This window comes from Lysobacter yananisis (assembly GCF_031199375.1).
In the GTDB taxonomy this organism is placed as follows: domain Bacteria; phylum Pseudomonadota; class Gammaproteobacteria; order Xanthomonadales; family Xanthomonadaceae; genus Lysobacter; species Lysobacter yananisis.
In genome coordinates, this window is record NZ_CP133568.1 from 5397313 (window position 1) to 5419814 (window position 22502).

Genomic DNA, 22502 nt, shown 5'->3' on the forward strand with positions numbered 1-22502 from the left:
CCGCGTGCGCCGTCATGCCCGTCGTCGCCGAATCCGAGCGCCTGCCGCGTCTGCATGCCCTGCCGCTGTCGCCGGCCCTGCTGGCGATGGCCGCGGGCCGCCTGCCGCATCCCGCGCTATGGCGGTGCCGTTCGGGCGATCCGTTCTACGTCTATCGCGGTGCCGGCATCCCCGATGCGGCGGAACTGATCCCGTTGTGGGATTGGCATTCGTGGGCGCTCGGCGTGCGCGAACGGCGCGATGGCCTGGAATTCCTGCGTTTCAGCATCGAGGCGCCGGACGCGCCCGAATGCCTGGCGCGCACCGAGCAAGGCCTGTGGGCGCGTTTGTTCGACGCGCTGTACGAGGACGACCTGGACCTCGACGAGCTCGCCGCGATCGCCGAGGCGGTGGATTATCGCCAGTGGCCGCTGCAGCTGCGCCGCCGCGAGGACGCCGAGCCGCAGTTCGGCGACGGCCTGGAGCATTCGCGATGGCTGGAGGAGTGGGTCGCGGCGGTCGATGCGTTGGCCGCCGCGGACTGAGCGCCGCGCGCCCGGTCACTTCGCCACGGTCAACTCGCGATGCAGCGCCTGCGCATCGCCCTGCGCCAGCCCGCCGATGCGCAGGCGGCCGCCGGGGATCTCGCCCTGGATGGTCGCCACGCTGACCGCCGTCGCGCCGACCACCACGGCCATGCGCTTGCCGAGGTTGTCGCGGGTGATCTGGGCCAGGCGCCGCGCGCCTTCTTCGTTCAAGCGCAGGTCCAGCGAGGCCTGGCCGTTTTCGTCGGTGCTCAGCGCGACCTGGGCGATCTGGCCGCGCGCGATCGCCGGCATCGGCTTCAACGCCACGCGCGGTTCCTGGCCGGGAAACGGCCGCAGCACCGGCAGCGTCCTGGCGTCGGCCGCGCCGTCCTCGGCGACCAGGTAGAAGGCGACGTCGCCGCGCACCGGCTGCGTGCCCGCCAACGGATCGACGGTCCCGTCCGGCGCGCGCGCGCAACCGGCCGCGCCGAACAACGTCGATAACGCCGACAAGGCCAAAGCCGCGACCAACGCGCGCGCCTTCATCGCCACTCAGCCCTGCGCCAGGGCGAAGTCGATCGCCGCGCGCACCGCCGCCGCCTGCGCCTGGTTGCACTGCTCCGGCGTGGCGCGCGGGCTGTCGGGATAGACCTCGGTGGTGGTGCGATAACGCGCGTCGGTGATGCCGGCGCACAGGCCGAGCTTGCGCACCGGATAGTCGATGACGCCGCGCGCGACCACCGGCGAACCGATGATCTCGCCGCGCGCGTCGGCCGGGGCGATGTGGGTGACCTTTTCGACTTCGGCGATGATCGCCTGCTGGAACCGCGGCTGCGGATCTTCGCTGTCGCCGACCAGATAGAAGCCGTCGGGAATTTCGCCGGGCTCGTAGGGCTTGCCGTCGCGCGCGGCCAGCGCCGGGCGGAACTCGGATTCGTCGCTGTCGGTGGTTTCGTGCAGATCGATGTGCATCAGCGCGCTCGCGCGCAGCGGCGCCGCCAGCGCCCACAGCGCGGCCGATTCGCCGGCCGGGCTGTCGTCGCGGAACGAACGGTTCGGATCGATCGCGTCCGGGTTCCAGCGATGGATGCGCTCGTAGGCCCACGGGCTCACGCACGGCGCCACCAGCAGGTTGATGCGGCCGGCATAGGCGCCGGCGTCCTGGTCCAGGAACAACAGCGCGCCGTGCACGCCGCTGGTTTCGTAACCGTGCACGCCGCCGGTGACCAGCATCGTCGGCAGCGCGTCGTCCCAGTTGCGGCTCTTCAGCGCGAACAGCGGGAAGCGGCCGTCGGCGCCGTAGTCGAGTTCGCCGTACTGGACCTTCTCGTAGCGTTCGCCGAGGCGCTCGATGACGCTCGCCACTTCATCGAAGTAGCTGCGATGGCGGATCTGGCGCGAACGCCATTCGGCGACCTCCGCGGGCCCCCAGGCCTGGCCGGGCGTGCCGATGGGATAGAAGGCGGTGGCGGTGCTCATGGCGGCGGCTCGTGGTTGCAGCGAAGGGCACGATTTTAGCATCGTTCGCTGCGCCCGGCCGCGTGGGGCCGCGCAGCCGGAGGCCGCCGGCGAGCGCGATTCGCATGCGGCATCGACGCCTCGATGTGCTTTCGATATGCCTATCGCCTGCGATCGCGGCAGACAGGCCGCAGCGGAACGGGAAACCGCGCGAAAACCCGGCGTTTTCCGCGCTCGTCCGGCCAGGCCGGTTTGCTAAGCTGCGCACCGCGAGCGGCATGGCGCCCGCCGCACACCGTCCCTGCGGAGCGAAGCCGAGCCATGTCGAATCCCCTTTCCGCCTCCCCGCCGACGCCAGCACGCAGCGCGTCGCGCCGCGTCGTCGCCGCGCTGATGTTCGCACTCGCCTGCGCGAGCGCGCATGCGCAAACGCCACTGCTCCGGGTCGATTACGAGACCGGGACGATCGACTCGGGCATTCCCGACCTCAACACCAGCGACGCCAGCGCGGCCGATGCCATCTTCGTCAGCGAAACCGCGCGCGCGGGCCGCTACGCCATCGCCCACAAGGTCGTGCTCGACGATCCGGCCTACGTCTCCGAAGGCAAACCGCGCAGCGAGAGCGCCGCATTGAGAACGCTGCCGGCGAGATACCGCAGCGGCGACCATCGCCGCTACGCCTTCAGCGTGATGCTGAAGGACTGGGAAGACTACACGGCGGGCCGCATCGCGTCGGTCGACATCGTCTGGCAGTTCAAGCACACCCAGGGAGGGGCCGACATGTTCGTCGGCGTCAGGCGCAACCAGTTGGTGCTGCGCTACGCCAACACCCAGTCGGTCCTGATCAACGACATACGTCCCTACGACAACGCCTGGATCGATCTTCGCTTCGACGTGCTGTGGGCCGATACCCCGACCGGCTACTTCACCGCCGACCTGCGCCTGCCCGGCGAAAGCGGCTTCACCCGCAGGGCCGCCGTCGCCGGCATCGTCACCCTGGACCCCACCGCCACCGGCGCCTTCGGCTATCCCAAGTGGGGCTTGTACCGGCCCGATTCGGATTCCAGCCGCGGCTCCGCGATCACCCGCATCGCCCTGCACGACGAAATCTCGGTGACCGCCCTGCCCGCCGCGCGCATCCGCTTGAACAAGGCCTTCGCGCCCAGCGGCCGCGCCGGCGAGGGCGACCAATTCGCGCTGAGCATCGCGCCGCCGGCGCCGGCCGGCATGGTCAGCGCGACCACCACCGGCAGCGGCGCGCAGGTGACCTCGCCGCCCGCGTTGCTGGTCGCGGCGAACGGCGGCGGGACGTATGTGCTCAGCGAGACCGCGGCCGCCAGCGCGCCGGGAACCGATCTCGGCCGCTACCGCAGCGCCTACGCCTGCACCAACGCGCGCGCCGGCGGCCAAGCGCCGCGCGGCGACGGCGCCTCGTTCGCGCTCGCGCTCGCCGACGAAGACGATCTGAGCTGCACCTTCACCAACACCCGGGCCAACACTTCGGACCTGGCGATCGCCGTGACCAACACGCCCGCGCAAGGTCCCGGCGACCAGCCCGACGACAACGTGGTCGCCGGCACCGTCTCCACCTACCGCATCCAGGTCAGCAACCACGGGCCCGACGCGGCGACCGGCGCGATCGTCCGCGACGCCGCACTGGCCGGGCTGGCGTGCGCCGATCCGGTGGCGTGCGCCGGCGCCGCGTGTCCCGCCGCCACGGTCGCCGTGGCCGACCTGATGGGCGCGGGCGTGACCCTGGGCGAGTTGGCCGGCGGCGCCTCGGTGTCGCTGGACGTCAGCTGCCGCGTCGCGCAATGACGGCAGGCGCCGCGGGTCGCGAGGATGCCGCCACGCAACCGGCGACGCTGCGCCGCGGCGCGATCGCTCACACCCAGCGCAGAGCGACCGCCGCCACGACCAAATAACGCGCCAGCTTGGCGAACGCCACCAGCGGCACGAACGTCCGCAACGGCTCGCGCATCACGCCCGCGACCAGGGTCAGCGGATCGCCGATCACCGGCACCCAGCTCAGCAGCAGGCTCCAGCGGCCGTAACGGCCGTACCAGCCGCGCGCCCGCGCCAGCTGCGCGGGCTTGACCGGAAACCAGCGACGATCGCCGAAACGGTTCAACTCGCGGCCGAGCCACCAGTTCACGGCGGAGCCGAGCACGTTGCCGACGGTGGCGACGGCGACCAGCAACCACGGCGCATAGCCCTCGACGATCGCCGCGGCCAGCGCGGCTTCCGACTGGGCGGGCAGCAGCGTGGCCGCGATGAAGGCGATCAGGAACAGGCCGAGGTAAACCATCGCGCGAGTTTAGCGGCGCGGCGCTTGCGTTTTCGCGGTCGCGGCTCGCGCCGCTCCTAAAGGCAGCCCATGTAGGAGCGGCGCGAGCCGCGACCGCGCCACCACAACCACGACGCAACCGCGATCAAGCAAGGCGACCGCAAAAAAAAGGCGGGCCGGCGACCGCATCGGCCGCCGCACCCGCCTTTCGCTCGCCACGGCCGCAACCGCGGGCCGTGCGTTTCAATCCATCGGCGCGCCCGCAACGGCGCGCCTCATCCCAAGCGCATCACCAGATCCGCACGCGCTGCTCCGGCGCGATGTACATCGCGTCGCCCGGCTTCACCTCGAACGCCTGGTACCACGGGTCGAAATTGCGCAGCGGCCCGTTGGCGCGGTACTGCGACGGCGAATGCGGGTTGGTCTTGATCTGGTTGAGCAGCGCTTCGTCGCGGTACTTGCCCTTCCAGATCTGGCCCCACGACAGGAAGAAGCGCTGGTCGCCGGTATAGCCGTCGATCTTCGCCGCCGGCTTGCCGCCCAGGCTCAGCTGGTAGGCGGTGTAGGCCATCGACACGCCGCCGAGGTCGCCGATGTTCTCGCCCATGGTCAGCTGGCCGTTGACGCACTGGCCCGGCAGCGGGCAGAACGCGTCGTACTGCGCGCCCAGCGCCTTGGTGCGCTGCTCGAAGCGGCTGCGGTCCTGGTCGGTCCACCAGTTGCGCTGGATGCCGGCGAAGTCCGACTTGCTGCCCTGGTCGTCGAAGCCGTGGCCCATCTCGTGGCCGATCACCGCGCCGATGCCGCCGTAGTTCACCGCCGCGTCGGCGTTGAGGTCGAAGAACGGCGCCTGCAGGATGCCGGCCGGGAACACGATCTCGTTGAAGGTCGAGTTGTAGTAGGCGTTGACCGTCTGCGGGGTCATGAACCACTCGTCGCGATCGGTGCGGGTGCCGATCCGGCGCACCTGGTCGGCGCGCTGGTAGCGGCGCATCTGCAAGGTGTTGGCCATCAGGTCGCCCGGCACGATGCTCACGCTGGAGTAATCGCGCCACTTGTCCGGGTAGCCGACCTTGGGCCGGAAGCTGTCGAGCTTGCGGTAGGCCTCGGTCTTGGTGTCCGCGCCCATCCAGTCGATCTTCTCGATGTTGGCGCGCAGCGCCTTGCGCAGGTTCTCCACCAACTGCTGCATGGCCGCCTTGGCCTGCGGCGAGAAGTGGCGCTCCACGTACAGCTTGCCCATCGCATCGCCGAGCGCGTCGCTGCCGGTGACGGTGGCGACCGCGCGCTTCCAGTCGTCGCGCTGGGCCTTCTGGCCGCTGAGCACGGTGCCGTTGAAGGCGAAGGCCGCGTCGTCGATCTCGCGGCTCAGCAGCGCAGCGTTGTTGCGCACGGCGTGGAAGGCCAGGTAATCGCGCCACACCGGCAGCGGGGTCTTGGCGACGGCCTCGATCACCGGCTGCACCGCGCTCGGCGTGGCGACGTTGACCTTGTCGATCGCCGGCATGCCCTGCGCCTTGAGCTGCGCGGCCCAGTCGTAGCCCGGGTACTGCTTGGCCAGTTCGGCGAAGCTGGAGACGTTGTAGGTCTTGTCGCGGTTGCGCAGTTGCGCGCGCTCCCACTGCGGCTTGGCCAGCGCGGTCTCCAGGTCCAGGACCGCCTGCGCGCGCGCCTTGGCGTCCTTGACTCCGGCGAAACCGAGCATGCGCTCGATGTGGGCCAGGTACGCGGTGCGGATGCCGACGAAGCGCGCGTCCGGGTTGAGGTAGTAATCGCGGTCCGGCAGGCCCAGGCCGCCGACGCGCAAGCCGACCAGATACTGGTCCGGATCCTTGCGGTCGAGGTCGACGCCGAAGCGCAGCGGCGCGTTGGTGCCGTCGAGATCTACATCGCCGAATGCGGCGATCAAGGCGCCGGTGGAATCGATCTTGGCGATCTTGTCCAGCACCGGCTGCAGCGGCGCGATGCCGGCGGCGTCGCGCGCGGCGCGGTCCATGTAGCTGGCGTAGTAATCGCGCAGCTTCTGCTTCTCGCTGCCCGGCGCCAGGTCCTTGCGCTTGACCAGTTCGTCGATGATCGCATGCACGTCGGCTTCGGAATCGTCGCGCAGCTTGTTGAACGAACCGTAGGAGGTCTCGTAGTCCTTCAACTGGTAGGTCGCCAGCCAATGGCCGTTGACGTAGCGGTTGAAGTCGTCGCCCGGCTTGACGCCGGTATCGCGCGCGCCGAGGTCGACGCCGAAATCGCCGAGCACGGGCTTGCCGGCCGCGGGCTTGGCCGCCGCGGACTTGGCGGCGGGCGCGGCGGCACCGGCGGCGAAGGCGGACGGCGCGGCCAGCGCGGCGGCGAGCGCCAGGCTCAGGCTCAGGCGGGAGAGATTCATGGCGGTGCGGTCCCCGATGGAAACCGCCGAGACTAGCGCAGGGCGCGGGGCGGTGTCGTGGGCCGTTGGTTTGGGCGGGCCGATGGCCCTGCCCGGCAAAGCCGGAGCGCGCGGTCGGCACTTTCGGCTGAATTGCGGGCACTTGGACCGGCGGCGTTGGCGGCGCTCTGCGGCGTGCGGGAGTCATCGCGAACCTACCCGCCGTCGTGCCCGCGAAAGCGGGCATCCAGCGCTTCACTGCGGCACGACTCTGAAGCCTCTGGATTCCCGCCCTCGCGGGAATGACGTCGTGGAGGAATCGTCGCAAAACCTATCTATCGCCACGCCCGCGCATGAATGCATTCGGCGCTTCGCCGCTCACCCACCCCGCCGCTTGCGGAACTCGCTGACCTTATGCCGGTTCCCGCACAACGCCATCGCGCACCAGCGGCGCCGGTGCGATTTGGTGGTGTCGTGGAACCACAGCACGCAGTCGCTGTGTTCGCACTGGCGCACCAAGGCGAAGTCGAGTTCGGCCAGCAACTGCGCCGCAGCCTCGCCGAGCGGCGCCAGCGCGCGCCAGGCGGGATCGCCGACGGCCGCGCGCCGCGCCGCGGCGCCGTCCTCGCCCGGCTCCAGCACCCAGTGGCTGTGCATGTGCGCGAGCAGCGCGTTGAGTGGCGCCAGCGCGACCGGCCGTCCCTGCTTGCGCGCTTCCACCGCCGCGCGGATCGCCTCGCGCAGCGCGCGCGCGCGCTCGGCCAGGTGCGGCTGCGGCGCCTGGGCGTGGCCGCTCGCGCGGCTCAGCCACGCGGCCGCGGCGGCATCGTCGGTCAGGTGCTCGACCAAGGCGCCGCCCTCGAGGGTCAGCGTGTTGAGCAGGTCGAGCGCGGGCTGGCCGGCGATCAGCGGGGGCCAGTCGGTGGGGGTCGGCGTCGTCATCGGGCGTAGTCCTGTGAGCCGGCAATGTAACCTCAAAAATAATATTTGACAAGTTACATCGGGCATGGCTAGCCTTTTGTAACCCGAATTCAATTCGAATCAGGGTTACAACTTTCCAGGAAACCTCCCCATGTCCTCGTCCCTGTTCCCGGTCCACCACCGTTACGTCGAAGCCGACGGCCTGCGCGTCTTCTACCGCGAGGCCGGCGATCCGAACGCCCCGACTCTGTTGCTTTTGCACGGCTTCCCGACCAGTTCGCTGATGTTCCGCGAGCTGATCCAGCGGCTCGCCGGCCGCTTCCATCTCGTCGCCCCCGACCTGCCGGGCTTCGGCTTCACCGAGGTCCCCGACGCGCGCGGCTACGTCTACGACTTCGATCATCTCGGCCGCACCCTGGAAGCCTTCGTCGATGCGCTCGACCTGCAGCGCTACACGCTGTACGTGTTCGATTACGGCGCACCGGCCGGCCTGCGCCTGGCCCTGGCCAAGCCCGAGCGCGTGAGCGGGCTGATCTCGCAGAACGGCAACGCCTACCTGGAAGGCCTCGGCGAGGCCTGGGACCCGATGCGCCGCTACTGGGCCGACCCGACCGCGGACAATCGCGAAGCGCTGCGCCAGTTCCTGTCGCTGGAGGCCACGCGCTGGCAGTACGAGAACGGCGAGCCCGATCCGACCCTGGTCGCACCGGAGGCCTATCACCTGGATTACCTGCTGATGCAGCGCCCCGGCAATGCCGACATCCAGCTCGACCTGACCCTGGACTACGCCAACAACCTGACCCTGTATCCGCAATTCCAGCAGTTCTTCCGCGAGCGCCGGGTGCCGACGCTGGTGGTCTGGGGCCGGCACGATCCGTTCTTCATCCCGCCGGGCGCGCAGGCCTATCGCCGCGACAATCCCGACGCGCAGGTGGAACTGCTCGACGCCGGCCACTTCGCCCTGGCCACCCATGGCGCGCACATCGCCCGGCGCATCGAGGACGTGTTCGGCGCCGCGCGCGGCTGAGCGCGGCCTGGGCCGGGCGCCGGCGATGCCAACGACGACGTCGCGAAGCGCCACCCGCGAGCACGAAAAAAAGCGCCGCGCGTACCGTCCGGGACGCGCGGCGCAACTTCACGCAGGGTTGGATCGCGCCGCGGACCTTACGGCGAGAAGTACGAGGACACGCTCGACCACACGCCGTCGAGGCGCGAATACGCATCGGGTTGGTTCGGTCCCAGCTGGCCCTTCTTCTTGCACGCCGAGTAACCGCCGTACAGACCGCCGCGCAACTGGTAATCGCCGTTGCCGGCGACGGTGAACAGACCCGAGCCCGACGAACCGCCTTCGGTGACGCCGGCGCTCCACTTGACCTGGGTCAGTGGGCTGCGGCCGTCGAGCGAGGTCGACAGGCTGGTCACCGAACCCAGCGAGTACTTCTTGAGGTCGCCGGCCGGATGGTGGATGCCTTCGATCGACGCACCGGTCGCGGTCAGCGCGGCGCTGTTCCAGGCGGCGTAGTAGGCGCCGGCCGGCGGCGCGCTCTTGAGCTCCAGCAGCGCGGTATCGCGAGTGGTGTTGGCGTGGCGCAGGTAGGCGCCGCCGGACAGGGTCACCGCCGAAGCGCTGGCGGTGTCGTTGTTGCAGGCGGTGGCGTCGAAGAACCAGTAGGTCTGCAGGCTGTCGGCCTCGGCCTGGGTGCTGATGCAGTGCGCGGCGGTCCAGAACAATTGGCGCTTCGGCGAGTTGCTGTTGTTGAGCAAGGTGCCGCTGCACAGGTAGGAGCTGCCGCCGCTGGTGTAGACCATGCGCGCCACCGCCTTGCTCGCGGCGAGGAAGCCGGCCGACGGATTGACCCGGCAGACGATGTCCTGCTCGCAGGCCTGGCTGGCGCCGACGCCGGTGGCCTTGGCCAGGTCGCGCGAGCTGGCGGCCGGATCCACGTCCAGGTGCGACAGCTGCGGCACCTTGAGGCTGAAGTCGTCCGCGCGCTGGCCCGGCGCCAGCACGATTTCCACGGTGAGGGTGTCGCCGGCCACGACCGGCGACCAGCCGGTGCCGGCCTGGGCGAAGGCGCGGCCGTCCTCGGCGAACACCCGGCCGTCGTTGCCGGCGAAGCGCAGCGTCACCGCGCCCGCATCGGCCTTGCCGGTCGCACGCAATTGCAGGCCGGCGCGCAGCGCCACCGCGTGGGTCGAGGTCAAGCTGAAGCGCGCGCCGCGCGAACCGTCGGGAAGGGTTTCCCAGTTCAAGCCGCCCAGGTCGATGCGGCTGCGGCCGACGTTGCGGGCCAGGCCGACCTGCAGCGGCTGGCCGTGGCGGCCTTGCTCGATGCGCAACTGGCCCAGCGCGATCACGCTGGCCTGGCTCGGCAAGCCGAGATCGACGCTGCGCACCGTGCCGGCCTTGCCGGAGGTGGCGAAATCGACGGCGCCGAAGGCCTTGGCCAGCGGCGCGGCGGTGACCGGCTCGGCGCCCATTTCATCGGCGGCCGCGGCGAAGGCCAAACCCGACAGACCGGCGAGCAGGGCCAGCGAAAGCAGATTCTTGCGGATCATGAGTGAGCGTCTTCCTGGAGGCGGGTGGGCGGGCCGGGCGTCCCGGCGCCGGTCCGGGGGAACGTGCGAAATGCGCGGGACACAAGCGCAAACGCGTCCGCTCCGGCGACTCCCTACCCCGCGCGCCGCGGCGCGCCGGCCGAAACGGTTCAGATGCATGAAATCGCAAAACCCATCGCAACCGCGAAGCGACGCAGTGCGCGCTCGCGCTCATCGCCCGCACCGGCGCGGCGAGCCGCGACGCGCGCCCCCCATGCGCCCCCATCCCCTTTATGCTTCCGCCTCCCCCGCTCCGGACCCCGCCCCGTGCCGCACTACTCAGGCCCCTTGCTCACCCGTCCCGACGCCGAGGCCCTGCGCGCCGCGCGCGACGCTGGCCTGGCGAGTTGGAGCGGTTCGCTCGACCTGGGCTGCAGCCAGGGCGAAGCGCGGTTGGCGGCCGACGGCTGGGAGTGGCGCGGCCAGCGCTACCGCTACCCGGACGCGCTCAAGGACCGCACCGTCTACTACTGGAACGGCGAGGACTACGCCGCGGTCTCGCGCTTCGCCGGCTCGCTGATCAAGCTGGTGCCGACGCAATGGGGCGCGCCGACGTTCGAAATCGACGGCATCAAGATGCTGCCGACCGCCAAGACCTCGCCGATCGACGACGCCCGCCGCAAGGTCGGGCTGATCGAAGCGCGCGGCAAGACCGTGCTCGACACCTGCGGCGGCCTCGGCTATTTCGCCGCCTGCTGCCTCGAAGCCGGCGCCGCGCGCATCGAATCGTTCGAAAAGAACGCCAGCGTGCTGTGGCTGCGCACCCTCAACCCGTGGTCGCCCGATCCGGACGCGGCCGACAGCGGCGGACGCCTGCAACTGACCCACGCCGACGTATCGCAAGCGATCGCCGCCCTGCCCGCGGCGGGATTCGACGCCCTGCTGCACGACCCGCCGCGTTTCGGCATCGCCGGCGAGCTGTACTCGCAGGCCTTCTACGACCAACTCGCGCGCGTGCTGCGCCGCGGCGGCCGCCTGTTCCACTACACCGGCAGCCCGAACAAACTGACCACCGGCCGCGACGTGCCGCGCGAAGTCGCCAAGCGACTGGAGAAGTCCGGGTTCAAGGCGGAGCTGGCGCTGGATGGCGTGCTTGCGGTGAGGCGCTGATCCGACGCGCGCGGATGGCGCCGCTGCCTGCGAAGCAGCGACGCCATGCGCCTGCTCGTCGCCGGCGAACCGCTGCGTCGCCGGCCCGAGGGCCGATCAGGGCACCTCGCAACTCCAGATCGAATCGGCCAGCCACAGATTGGCGCGGGTGACATGGCTGTAGACCTCCTTCACCGGCGTCCCGCCTTGCGCCGCGCACTTGCTCGCCGCATCGGCGCGCGCGTCCGCCATCGCGATGCCGGGATCGTAGCTTTGGCCGTGGCCGCTGACGGTGATGGTACCGGCGGTGGCGGCGATGGGAAGCAACAGGGTCAGGGCGACGGCATGGAACTTGAACTTCATAGCGCTCTCCTGGTTGGGTCGTCCCGGCATTCGATCTTCACAGGAAGTCGATAAGCGTGAAGATCGAGTAAGCGCAGCATTAAGCGAAATTGGAGCCTGGCGATCACGCTTCAGGCTCGCAGCGCAACGCATGCAGTCAAACCCAACGGCACCACACCTACTGCCGCGACGCTTCCTCTAAATTCGACCCACTCACCAGCCTTTGAAAATATCTTGCGTTGGGCAACAGAAAGCGAAAAAAGCTTAGAACAAGATCGCATCCGGGCTAGCCGCAACTTTCGATCTAAAGCCGTTGCCGGCAGACAGCTTGCATAGCAAAGGGGCGGCACGGCGTTCCGATGGGCGCACGTTGAGCTTCGCTTCAATAAGCCATCCGGCAAAACAGATCGACATCGGCGTCTATGAGACTCGATGCCTTCACCGAACTGGCCGCGGACGTCCTCGGCGCGAAACTAGACCCGGTGTACCAAGGCGCGCACGGCCTCGATCACAGACGCGTCTATGATGCGACCGCCAACGGCATCTTCGTGCGGATAAACACCACGCCCGGAACTTATCGCTGCGTTACCGTGGCCCATATTTACCCAGCCGATTGAGAGTGAGCACCGATCTAGACAGCCGCCTCGCTAAGCGCCACGGTCGCCTTCGCCACTTTTGAGCGCCACTGGAAATCTGAGTCTACTTCCAACGCCGGACTGCTGTACTCCAGGCCTTGCAGCGCTCATCCGGAGAAATCTGACACCCTGCCCGATAAAATCCACACTCTGTACATACTTTGCTTGTAAGCCGGCCAGCTGCAATTGGCTGTTTACCTCGAAAATCCGGCCGCCGTTAAGAAACTGCAACAGCAGTCCACGACAACAAGAGCGGACTGCGGCACAAAACAGCAAGAACAAGAGCGCCGAGCGTTCAAAATCGCAACCGATTCCCACATAGACAAAACCGCCTCCGATTGATTAATACTAAGCTGACTGCCGCACCCCACTCGACTCCGCGAATCCCTGGCCGAGCCGACTACCACAGGAGTTAAGCATCATGGAAGACACGATAGAAGGCTCGGAGTTCGACCCAATGCAAGCTCTCAGCTATGTCTCTATGGTCATGCGCGTCGTCGCCAATGACCTCAAAAGCGTCGCGGTGTCTCCGGAGATGGCGAATGCTTATGGAGGGTTTTCGAATCACTACGAGAACTATGAAAATGCGACCAACGATCTCGAACTCTCCACATCCATTTCAGGGATTGCCGCCCACGCGTCCACATTCTTGAAAAACGCGCTGAAATCACCAGACACTGTCGGGCGTAATGAGTCAATAATTCGGCAGGCCATCGAGCACGCTGGCAAGCTAGCCGATTTCGCTCGATCCATGCCGATCAATCTGGCCGAGTCAATCCAATCGGAGCCTTCGCCCTCGGCCGAGGAAACACGCCGCAGCGAACTGGACCGAAAGAACACTGAACTGGAGCAACGGCTGACAACCGTATCCGGCAGCGCCACGCAACTCGAAGAGCGCGTCGCGGCCCTTACCAACGAAGTGAAGGCCGAACTGGAGCGAGCTCGCGAAGAATATGGGCGGGGCAAGGCCCGGGTCGACGAAGAAACCAGGAACTATGCAGACCTGCTGAGTCACAGAGCAGGCGAGGCGATCAACAGCGATTGCGCCGACAGCGCACGCAAGGAACTCCAGAGCGCGAACAGCATGCGCCGCGTGTCGCTGGTCTTCATGGTGGCCGCCATCGCGGTGCTCGCGATCACTTGGCTGGACCACAGCGCCGCGGTCTTGACCTGGGAAGCCACGACGCTACGTTTTTTGGTGGCGCTGGCGTTCTCGGTTCCGGCCGGCTATCTCGCACGCGAATCGGCGCGGCATCGCGACCAGTACCACACCTATCTTCGCACCGCCCTCAATCTCAAGTCGCTAGCGCCCTACATATCATCGTTGCCGCTCGAGCAGCAGCACTTGTTGAAGACAGAAATGGCGCAGCGCTTGTTCGTGATCAACACGCAGGCGTCCGCCGGCGACCTGGGCGTCATCAACGTTCACGAGTTGCTGGCGCTGCTGATCAAGCAACTGCAAGAACTACGAAAGTAAGGCCGTCGCAGGAAATCTGGGCAGGCCTGCGCCCGCTCCCGCCGACACGGTCGATACGCCAATCCCGACCGCCAAATCATTTCCCCGATTTGGAAGGCGGATCCTCGCCCGGCAGCGGCTGATGCCCCACGCCCGGCGGCAGATCCGCGTTCTGCACGTGCTTGCGCTTCGCGCCTTCACCGCCCGGCGAATTCTCGCCGGGTAGCGGTTGGTGCCCCTGCCCGCGGGGCGGCTTGTCGTTCTGCGTGGCCGCGGTCTTGCGGTCGTCGGTGTGCGTGCCCATCGCGAAGTCCTCATGGCGGACCGGCACGGAGCGTGCCGGATACCTCAGACTGCGGCTCGCGCGGTTAACGCTTGGTCCAGCCGGTCGGCGCGCAACGTTCACAAGAACCGAATGCGGTGCCGTTCGCCCTGGATTGAACAGGCGCTACAGCGCCTCGCGCTCACCTACATGTACCCGGCGCGCGGTTTCACGACACCTGCACGCAGTTCCACGATAGCCGCGGCCGGGTAGGCGCGGGGCTTCTAGAAGCCCCCGCCCTCACCACACCTCGCAGCGCTGTTCCTCCGCCCGCACCATCGCATCGCCGACCTTGCACTGGAACGCCTGCTGAAACGCCGGCAGGTTCGACAGCGGGCCGTTGACGCGGTACTTGGCGATCGGATGCGGGTCGCCCTGGATCATCGTGCGCTGGGTCTCCAGCCGGGTCTCGTCGCCGCGGAACTGGCCCCAGGCGATGAAGAACTGCTGCTCCGGGGTGAAGCCGTCCAGGGTCGGCTCCGGCCCCTTGCCCTCGCGCGACTTCAGATAGGCGCGGTACGCGATCTTGGCGCCGGCCAGATCGCCGATGGATTCGCCCAGCACCAGCTTGCCGTTGTGGTGCACGCCCGGCTCGATGAAATAGCCCTCGAACTGGTCGACCACACACTGGCCCTTGGCCGCGAACTGCTTACCGTCGGCCGGCGTCCACCAGTTCGCCAGGCGGCCCTGGGCGTCGAACTGCGCGCCCTGGTCGTCGAAGCCGTGGCTGATCTCATGGCCGATGATCACGCCGATGGCGCCGTAGTTGACCGCGTCGGTCGCGTTCACGTCGAACGCCGGCGGCTGCAGGATGCCGGCCGGGAACACGATCTCGTTCTGCAGCGGGTTGTAGTAGGCGTTCGAAGTCGGCGGGGTCATGCCCCAGCGGCTGCGGTCGGTCGGCTTGCCGACCTGGCCGCGGTTGTCGGCGACGTTCCAGCGCGAAGTCGCCACCAGATTGTCCCAGGCCGATTCGCGCGACACCGCCACGCCCTGGTAATCCTTGAACTTGTCCGGATAGCCGAGCTTGGCGACGAAGGTGGAACGCTTCTCCAACGCCTTTTGCTTGGTCGCCGCGTCCATCCAGTCCAGCTCGCGGATGGTGTCGTCCATCGCCGCGAGGATGTTCTTGACCATCTCCTGCATGCGCGCCTTAGCCTGCGGCGGGAAGTACTTCTCCACGTACTTCTGTCCCAGCGCCTCGCCCAACTGCGCGTCGGTGAGTTCGGCGCAGCGCTTCCAGCGCGGCTTCATCTCGGTCGCGCCGGTGAGGAACTTGCCGTTGAAGGCGAAGTTCTCCTCCACGAACGGCTGCGACAGCGAATCGGCGGCGGCGTTGAGCACGTGCCATTGCAGATAGGCCTTCCACTGCGCCACCGGCGCGGTCGCCAGTTCTTTCTCGAACTGGCGCAGGAACTTGGGCTGGGTCACGTTGACCGCATCGCGCGGCAGCTGCGCGGCGTCGAAATAGCGGCCCCAGTCGAAGCCCGGCGCGAGCTTGGCCAGGCCGGCGAACGGGGTCGGGTTGTCCTGCAGCTTGGGGTCGCGCAGTTGCACGTTGTCGAGCGAGGCCTCGGCCAGGCGCTTCTCGAAGTCGAACACGGTCTGCGCGTCGCGCTGGGCCTGCTCGGCCGGCGTGCCGGCCAGCTCGAACATCTTCGCCACGTGCGCGAGGTATTTGGCGCGCGCCTCGACGAAGCGCGGCTCGGGCTTGAGGTAGTAGTCGCGGTCGGGCATGCCCAGCCCGCTCGCGTAGATATGGGCGATGGCCTTGGACGGCTCGCGCAGATCTTCGCCGGCCGATAGCGCGAACGGCGCGGCGATGCCGGCATCGTGCAGCTTGCCGATCTCGCGCTGGACGCCGGCGCGATCCTTGAGCGCGCCGATCTCGTCCAGCCACGGCCGCACCGGCTTGGCGCCGAGCGCGTTCACCCGCGACTCGTCCATGCACGCGGCATAGAAATCGCCGGCCAGCTGCCCGGCGCTGCCCTTGGCCCAGTCCTGCCGCGCCGACAGTTCGCCGAGGATGTCGCGCACCCGCTCCTTGTTGAGCTCGCCGGCCTGCCAGCGCCGGCTCCAGCGGTCCATGTAATCCGGAATCGGGTTCTGCTGGCGCCAGGCGCCGTTGGCGTAGTCGAAGAAGTCGTTGCAGGCATTGCCCTGGCGATTGAGATCGCCGGGCTGGATGCCGTGCAGGCCGCCGGCGGTGGCGGTGGTCGCAGCCGACAGGACGAACAAAGCGAGGAACGGCAGGCAGGTCTTGGACACGGCACTTCCCTCAAGCAGCGGCGTGGATGGTGCGGCCACTATAGCCACGGCCCGGTGCCGGTCGCGTCCCAGAAGTCCTGCCCGCCGCGCGGTTGACGCTGCGCCGGGCGCTGTCGAGAATCCCGCGACCGACGGCGAGTGCCGCCGCAACGCGAGCGCGGCACCGGCATGACGCCCGTCGACCTCCTCGAACCCTGGCAACGCGCCTACCCGGACGTCCCGCCGGTGGGCTTCCTCTGCCGCCGCGCCCTGCCCGAACGCTGGGTGCGCACCCACAGCCTGGCCGACGCCCAGCGCTATCCGGAGACGCCGCAGCAACTGGCGCAAGCGCTGCAGCGCTACAACGCCACCGCCGCGCACGTCCTTGGCGAGGACCGCGACTGCCTGCTGTTCGTCGCCCGCTTCGGCGCGGACACCCGCTTGCGCGACGACGAAGCCGCGCAACTGCGCGCAGCGCGGCCCGTGCACGTGCTCGGCCACGGCCGCGGCGACGACGCGATCCAGGTGTTCGCCGCGCCCGTGCGCTGGCGCAGCGGCGCGTTCGATCCGCTGCTGGCCGGCATCGCCGAGGAAGGCACCGGTTCCACGCTGTTCTTCGATCCCGCCGGCGGCGGCGCGTTCGCGCCCTACGACGGCGGCGCCGATCACTTTCTCGCCTCGCCCGAACAGGCCGCGCGGATGAAGACGCGCTTCGCCGCGTGGCTGTCGGGCCGGCCCGACGGCTTGTGACCGCCGCGGCGTCGGCCGCGGGCTTCGGCTGACGCACTTCGCGCACCCAGGCCCGGCGACGGCCGACGCACGCCGCGAAAGCGCGAGCGCCGACGCCGGAAAGCCGCCCACCTTGCCATGTTTCCCCGCGCCGGCGAACGCGCCGAGACAGCGACGGCGCAGCCAAGGCGTGTGCGCGATCCAGGTTTCCGCAACAAAAACACCGCCGCCGAACGCATCGGCGAAACCGTGATGGGCCGCCATCCGGGCCCGCCGGCGCCTGCCTACTCTCGGCCCGGGCCGTTGCGCCGGCCCCATCGCTCCCACCGCCGCGAAGCCCGTTCAGCGCGCCGCTTCGCAGGACGCCCCCTCCCTTCCCAGGACCCTCTTCTCATGCGTTCCATCGCCCACTCCCGTCCCACGCTCCTGCTCCGCGCCCTGCTGCCGTGCCTGGCGCTCGCCGCGATCCCCGCCGTCGCCGCGGCCGCCTCGCCGTCGAACCCGACCGCGCCGCAGGTGCTGCTGTCCAAGCCGATCAAGACCCAACTCGGCCGCTACGATTCGCGCGAATTCATCGAGGTCAAGTTCGTCGACGACAGCCGCGTCAGCCTGCACGGCAACCGCCTGAGCTCGGCCAAGTTCGGCCGCCTGGCCGCGCTGGAAGGCCTCACCGGCGGCGCCGGCCCGGTCGCCGCGCTGGAACCGCTGTTCCGCGCCGACGCCGCCACGCTGCAAGCGCTGGCCAAGAGCGCGCAGACCGCGGACTCGCAACCCGACCTGAGCCAATGGTTCCGCCTGCGGGTCAAGCCCGGCCAGGACATCGCCCGGGTCATCGACGAACTCAACGCCATGAGCATCGTCGAGACCGCCTACGCCGCGCCGCTGCCGGTCGCGCCGCCGGCCTCGCCCGCGTACCACGACTTCCAGACCTACAAGCTGCCGGCGGCGCAGAGCGGCATCGACAGCGACTACGCCCGCACCGTGGCCGGCGGCAACGGCGCCGGCATCCGCGTGCTCGATGTCGAATACAGCTGGAACACCAACCACGAAGACCTGTCCAAGCTGCGCCTGGCCGGCGCGCGCATCAACAACGGCACGCCCAGCGATCCGTTCAACGACAACAACCACGGCACCGCGGTGATGGGCCAGCTGGTCGCCGACAACAACGGCATCGGCGTCACCGGCCTGGTCGACGGCGCCAGCGCGCACGTCACCAACGCGATGAACACCGAGCGCGGCTACGACCCGGCCAACGCCATCCTCACCGCCGCCAACGCGCTGCGCGCCGGCGACGTGATCCTGATCGAGCAGCAGGCCGCCGGCCCGAGCGCGTGCAACGGCTACGTGCCGACCGAATGGATTCCGTCGGTGCACGCCGCCATCGTCACCGCGACCAACAAGGGCATCCACGTGGTCCAGGCAGGCGGCAACGGCAACATGAACCTCGACAACACCGCCTGCTTCGGCTCGCCGTTCCCCGGCGGCCGCGCCGACTCCGGCGCGATCATCGTCGGCGCCGGCGGCCCGCGTTCGATCATCTGGTGCAGCGACAGCGTCGCCGAGCGCGCCAAGCAACCGTTCTCCAGCTACGGCTCGCGCGTCAACGTCCAGGCCTGGGGCCGCTGCGTCACCACCACCGGCTACGGCAACCTCTACAACGGCGGCGTCAACGCCTACTACACCAAGACCTTCTCCGGCACCTCCAGCGCTTCGCCGATCGTCGCCGCCGCGGTGGTCGCGCTGTCGGGCATCGCCAAGCAGCGCGGCATCACCCTGACCCCGCGGCAGATGCGCGACCTGCTCAAGAACACCGGCACCCCGCAGGCCGGCGGCGGCGGCAACATCGGCCCGCTGCCGAACCTGCGCGCGGCGATCGCGCAGCTCGGTACGTTGTGATCCCGGCGGGAGCAGGCGCGCGCGCCTGTTCCCGTCATTCTGCGGCCCGCACACAGCACCTTGATGGCGCTACGTGCGGGCCGCTTCGCGTCTGATTGCTGAGTTCGGCGCTGCGCCTCGATAGCGCCGTGGATTCCCGCGTTCGCGGGAATGACGGTGGGCGGGTTTCGCAACGTCTCTCTGCAGACTTCGGCGCATTGCCTCGATGACGCCTTGGATTCCCGCGTTCGCGGGAATGACGGTGGGTGGGTTTCGCAGCGTCGCTCTGCAGACTTCGGCGCATTGCCTCGATGAAGCCCTGGATTCCCGCGTTCGCGGGAATGACGGTAGGTGGGTTTCGTAGCGTCGCTCTGCAGACTTCGCCACCTTACCTCGATGAAGCCCTGGATTCCCGCGTTCGCGGGAATGACGGTAGGTGGGATTCGTAGCGCTGCTCTGCGGACTTCGCCGACTTGCCTCGATGAAGCCCCGGATTCCCGCTTTCGCGAGAATGACGGTACGTGGGTTTCGCAGCGTCGCTCTGCAGACTTCGGCGCGTTGCCTCGATGAAGCCCTGGATTCCCGCGTTCGCGGGAATGACGGCGGGTGGGTGTCGCCGCGTCTCTCCACAGACTTCGGCGCCTTGCCTCGATGGAGCCCTGGATTTCCGCTTTCGCGGGAATGACGGTGGTTGGGTTTCGCCGCGCCTCTCCCAAGCCGTCATCCCCGCGAACGCGGGGATCCAGAGACTTCAGAGCCATGCCCCACAGCACGCACACCGTTCGGCCCGCCGAAGCGCAATCGCGCCCGCGCGCCACAAGCCGCTGCACGCGAGCGACGCAACGACCGACTCGGCACACACCCATTCATCCGCGACCGTCCACGCACCCGCTGCACATTACGATTCTGTCATCCCCGCACTGACGCGAGTTTTCCCCCTGCACCGATCACGCTTTCGCGCCACGCTTCAGCTTGCGCTAAGCCCACGACGCGTCATCGCGGCAACGCATCGACGCACTCCCGATGCGCATCACTTTTCGCGCTTGATGTTCATTCTTTTCATGTGCACACCTGCCATTTCGCGGATATCCAAAATCCACGAAAACGTCTCAATTCATGGGTAGGGGCGCTTTGTCCGGGTGCCGTTCTAAACAGTGCGGCACGACTTCGCGCACCGAATGCAAGCGCGAGCCAAAGACCTCAACCAGGCCTGCCGCGATCACTGTTCGCATCCTTCCCTTCCCGTTTGAGGAGTTATCGGATATGCGCAAGTTCAGTATGTCGGTCCTCGCCGTCGCCGCCGCCATGGTCGTATCGGGTTCGGCGCTCGCCGCCGACGACCTCGCTCCCGCGCTGAAGAGCGCGATGAAGCGCGACCTCGGCCTGACCGACAAGCAACTGGCTCAGTACCTCACCACCGAACGCCTCGCCACCGAACAAGAAAAGGGCCTGGCCAAGCAGCTCGGCGACAACTACGCCGGCGCGTGGCTGGAGCGCAAGGCCGACGGTTCGTTCGGCTTCGTCGCCGCCAGCACCTCGGTCAGCAAGGCCAAGACCCTGACCGGCATCGAGACCCGCCAGGCGCGTCACAGCCTGAAGGCGCTCGACACCGCCAAGGGCCAGCTCGACAGCCTGCTGTCGCGCAGCGCCAAGGTGCCGAAGGGCGTGTACAGCTGGTCGGTCGACCTACCGAGCAACAGCGTCGTCGTCGGCGTCGCCCCGGGCGCGCAGGCCACCGGCGAAGACTTCGTCGCCCGCAGCGGCCTCGACGCCAGCGTCGTCCGCTTCGAGACCATGAACGAAGCGCCGCAGCGCCGCATCGCCATCCAGGGCGGCCGCGGCATGCTGCGCAACCCGGGCGACGGCTACCTGTACGCCTGCTCGGTCGGCTTTCCGGTCACCAAGGGCAGCACCCTCGGCTACGCCACCGCCGGCCACTGCGGCGACGTCGGCGAAATCGTCTATCAGGAAAACGGCCAGTGGAACCCGGGCGTGCGCGTCGGCACCTTCGCCGCCTCGTCGATGCCCAGCGGCACCGGCACCGGCCCGGACCGCGGCTGGGTGAAGGTCGACAGCAACCACACCCTGTCGGCCAGCGTCTACGGCTACGGCAGCGGCGACGTCACCGTGAAGGGCAGCACCGAAGCCGCCGTCGGCGCCGCGCTGTGCCGCTCCGGCCGCACCTCCGGCTGGCACTGCGGCGCCATCCGCACTAAGAACATGACCGTCTCCTACGTCGACGACAACGGCAACCCCGACGGCACCGTCACCGGCCTGACCCGCACCAGCGCGTGCGCCGAAGGCGGCGACTCGGGCGGCTCGTTCATCACCAGCGTCGGCCAGGCGCAGGGCGTGCTGTCGGGCGGTAGCGGCAGCTGCTCGGGCAGCCAGGGCAATCCGGGTGGCGGCAATAGCTACTACACGCCGATCAAGCCGATTTTGAGCGCGTATGGGTTGACGTTGAAGACCAACCCGTAATTCGATCTCGACAGCTGCACAAGAAAAGCGCCCCGGTCACTCGGGGCGCTTTTTTTACTTATGGAATTACCACCAACTAGGCATCAAACCAGCAAACTCCCCTCTGCGATGCCCATCCTCTTGCCTCTACCCATTGACCGAGTAAAAGTCCGTCTGGATGCTGTGCTCAACGGCTCGCGCCCGATGCTGCTGCTTCATAGGTTCACAGCGCTTCGCAAGCTTTCGACATGGCCGTCACATACACGCCCCTACACCCGCCCCCTGGCTTCACTTTGATTCGAAATGCGTACGCTGATTCATCGTATCGCGACCTCGCAATCATCAATGACGCAGTGCGCAGCGAGCTGGGTCCGCTGCTCCCCGGAAGACTCTCCAGGCAAGAGAAGCGAAAGCCAAACTTGCCCACTTCTCGAAAACACTCGATCGACGAACCGCTTCCCCAAGAGACAGACAACGTGAGACTGAAACATCTGACCGCTGCGACCGCCATTGCTGCGCTTGGGCTGTCCGCTTGCCAGCAAGAGAATGCCGTCGGAACGGACAAGCCGCCATTGAGCGCCCCTGCCCGTCCCGAACAGATTGCTCAGGCTACGACGAGCGACATGCAAGCCGTAGCCGCCTTGTTCGCCAGCGAAAAAGGCGGCGATTGGGATGCCTACTCCTCACTGTCCGAAGTGAACTGGACCGACCCTACTCCTCAGGAAACCATCAAAGGCCGTTACTCCCGCAGCGGAAGAATCCTGCTCAAGGGCTTCTCGATCAAAGACATCCCCAATGGAAGGCCTGGAACGGAATACGCCACCACCAAGAAAAATGAGGGCGAATCGACGATCAGCATCAGCGGCTCGCTAAGCGGCGTCGAATCCGTCTCGATCAGCAAACCGTTCTATTCGGACGACTACCTTGGAATTCTCAAGACTCAGTTCGGCGCCTCCAACGTTTCGGTCATCGCGAATAAATGCCCCGCTCCGGACTACCAAGAGGGCGCGGGAGATGGCGCGTTCTTCGAAGCCACCCTTGCGGACAAACGCCAAGTGTTCATCCAAGCCAGCCAGCAGGACGGCGGAAAGTACACCGGTGGTTTCACCGTGTTCGATTTGGCTCGCACCCGGCCATCGGAGGCTATCGCTGCAATGAACTGCAGTCAGATCAAGTAACGAAACGCAGGGAGCAAGATCGTGGCAGGGACACGTAGAC

The 22502-nt window shown here is 67.9% G+C and carries 19 protein-coding genes; 10 read left to right on the forward strand and 9 right to left on the reverse strand.

Translation table 11 applies throughout. The features are described from left to right. Positions 1–14 precede the first annotated feature (14 nt). Positions 15–524: a hypothetical protein gene (locus RDV84_RS22075; protein WP_309151607.1), complete on the forward strand. Its 510-nt coding sequence runs from the start codon at positions 15–17 to the stop codon at positions 522–524. Positions 525–539: 15 nt separating this feature from the next. Here RDV84_RS22075 and RDV84_RS22080 read toward each other — a convergent pair whose 3' ends face one another. Continuing rightward, positions 540–1019: a SecDF P1 head subdomain-containing protein gene (locus RDV84_RS22080; protein WP_309151608.1), complete on the reverse strand. Its 480-nt coding sequence runs from the start codon at positions 1017–1019 to the stop codon at positions 540–542. Positions 1020–1058: 39 nt separating this feature from the next. After that, the gene (locus tag RDV84_RS22085) at positions 1059–1985 is read right to left on the reverse strand and encodes a M14 family metallopeptidase (protein WP_078999942.1); all 927 of its coding nucleotides are present in this window, start codon (positions 1983–1985) and stop codon (positions 1059–1061) included. Positions 1986–2357: 372 nt separating this feature from the next. Between RDV84_RS22085 and RDV84_RS22090 the strand changes: the two genes are divergently transcribed. Beyond that, the gene (locus RDV84_RS22090; RefSeq protein WP_309151609.1) at positions 2358–3782 is read left to right on the forward strand and encodes a heparin lyase I family protein; all 1425 of its coding nucleotides are present in this window, start codon (positions 2358–2360) and stop codon (positions 3780–3782) included. A gap of 67 nt (positions 3783–3849) precedes the next feature. Here RDV84_RS22090 and RDV84_RS22095 read toward each other — a convergent pair whose 3' ends face one another. From RDV84_RS22095 to RDV84_RS22105, 3 genes are all read right to left on the reverse strand, one after another. Further along, positions 3850–4272 carry a YqaA family protein gene (locus tag RDV84_RS22095; protein ID WP_057947207.1) on the reverse strand — a complete coding sequence of 141 codons (423 nt, stop codon included), beginning with the start codon at positions 4270–4272 and terminating at the stop codon, positions 3850–3852. 268 nt (positions 4273–4540) lie between these two features. Further along, positions 4541–6634 carry a M13 family metallopeptidase gene (locus RDV84_RS22100; protein WP_309151610.1) on the reverse strand — a complete coding sequence of 698 codons (2094 nt, stop codon included), beginning with the start codon at positions 6632–6634 and terminating at the stop codon, positions 4541–4543. A gap of 357 nt (positions 6635–6991) precedes the next feature. Continuing rightward, complete coding sequence (locus RDV84_RS22105; RefSeq protein ID WP_057947204.1) at positions 6992–7555, reverse strand: CGNR zinc finger domain-containing protein; 564 nt, start codon at positions 7553–7555, stop codon at positions 6992–6994. A 130-nt stretch (positions 7556–7685) separates the two neighbouring features. Between RDV84_RS22105 and RDV84_RS22110 the strand changes: the two genes are divergently transcribed. After that, a complete protein-coding gene (locus RDV84_RS22110) occupies positions 7686–8561 on the forward strand; it encodes an alpha/beta fold hydrolase (RefSeq protein ID WP_309151611.1) in 876 nt (291 codons plus the stop codon). 137 nt (positions 8562–8698) lie between these two features. Here RDV84_RS22110 and RDV84_RS22115 read toward each other — a convergent pair whose 3' ends face one another. Then, a complete protein-coding gene (locus tag RDV84_RS22115) occupies positions 8699–10093 on the reverse strand; it encodes a trypsin-like peptidase domain-containing protein (RefSeq protein WP_309151612.1) in 1395 nt (464 codons plus the stop codon). Positions 10094–10399: 306 nt separating this feature from the next. Here RDV84_RS22115 and RDV84_RS22120 point away from each other — a divergent pair, with 306 nt between their 5' ends. Next, positions 10400–11242 (forward strand): class I SAM-dependent methyltransferase, encoded by an 843-nt coding sequence (locus tag RDV84_RS22120; protein WP_309151613.1) that lies wholly within the window; start codon positions 10400–10402, stop codon positions 11240–11242. Positions 11243–11338: 96 nt separating this feature from the next. Here the strand turns inward: RDV84_RS22120 and RDV84_RS22125 are convergent, their stop codons facing one another. Beyond that, positions 11339–11584: a hypothetical protein gene (locus RDV84_RS22125; RefSeq protein ID WP_309151614.1), complete on the reverse strand. Its 246-nt coding sequence runs from the start codon at positions 11582–11584 to the stop codon at positions 11339–11341. A 401-nt stretch (positions 11585–11985) separates the two neighbouring features. On the opposite strand from RDV84_RS22125, the gene RDV84_RS22130 reads away from it, so the two are divergent. Both RDV84_RS22130 and RDV84_RS22135 read left to right on the forward strand, forming a co-directional pair. After that, complete coding sequence (locus RDV84_RS22130; RefSeq protein ID WP_138884882.1) at positions 11986–12180, forward strand: hypothetical protein; 195 nt, start codon at positions 11986–11988, stop codon at positions 12178–12180. Positions 12181–12619: 439 nt separating this feature from the next. Next, complete coding sequence (locus RDV84_RS22135; RefSeq protein ID WP_309151615.1) at positions 12620–13675, forward strand: hypothetical protein; 1056 nt, start codon at positions 12620–12622, stop codon at positions 13673–13675. A gap of 76 nt (positions 13676–13751) precedes the next feature. Here the strand turns inward: RDV84_RS22135 and RDV84_RS22140 are convergent, their stop codons facing one another. Both RDV84_RS22140 and RDV84_RS22145 read right to left on the reverse strand, forming a co-directional pair. Continuing rightward, positions 13752–13958, reverse strand: coding sequence for a hypothetical protein (locus RDV84_RS22140; RefSeq protein ID WP_057947198.1), 207 nt, complete (start codon positions 13956–13958; stop codon positions 13752–13754). 258 nt (positions 13959–14216) lie between these two features. Next, on the reverse strand, positions 14217–16244 hold the full coding sequence (locus tag RDV84_RS22145) for a M13 family metallopeptidase (protein WP_309151616.1): 2028 nt from the start codon (positions 16242–16244) through the stop codon (positions 14217–14219). Positions 16245–16382: 138 nt separating this feature from the next. Here RDV84_RS22145 and RDV84_RS22150 point away from each other — a divergent pair, with 138 nt between their 5' ends. From RDV84_RS22150 to RDV84_RS22165, 4 genes are all read left to right on the forward strand, one after another. Then, positions 16383–16973 (forward strand): DUF3885 domain-containing protein, encoded by a 591-nt coding sequence (locus tag RDV84_RS22150; protein WP_309151617.1) that lies wholly within the window; start codon positions 16383–16385, stop codon positions 16971–16973. A 372-nt stretch (positions 16974–17345) separates the two neighbouring features. Beyond that, complete coding sequence (locus RDV84_RS22155; RefSeq protein WP_057947195.1) at positions 17346–18848, forward strand: S8 family serine peptidase; 1503 nt, start codon at positions 17346–17348, stop codon at positions 18846–18848. Between the two features lie 1242 nt (positions 18849–20090). After that, positions 20091–21305: a S1 family peptidase gene (locus RDV84_RS22160; protein WP_158229828.1), complete on the forward strand. Its 1215-nt coding sequence runs from the start codon at positions 20091–20093 to the stop codon at positions 21303–21305. 455 nt (positions 21306–21760) lie between these two features. Further along, the gene (locus RDV84_RS22165; protein WP_309151618.1) at positions 21761–22462 is read left to right on the forward strand and encodes a hypothetical protein; all 702 of its coding nucleotides are present in this window, start codon (positions 21761–21763) and stop codon (positions 22460–22462) included. Positions 22463–22502 lie beyond the last annotated feature (40 nt).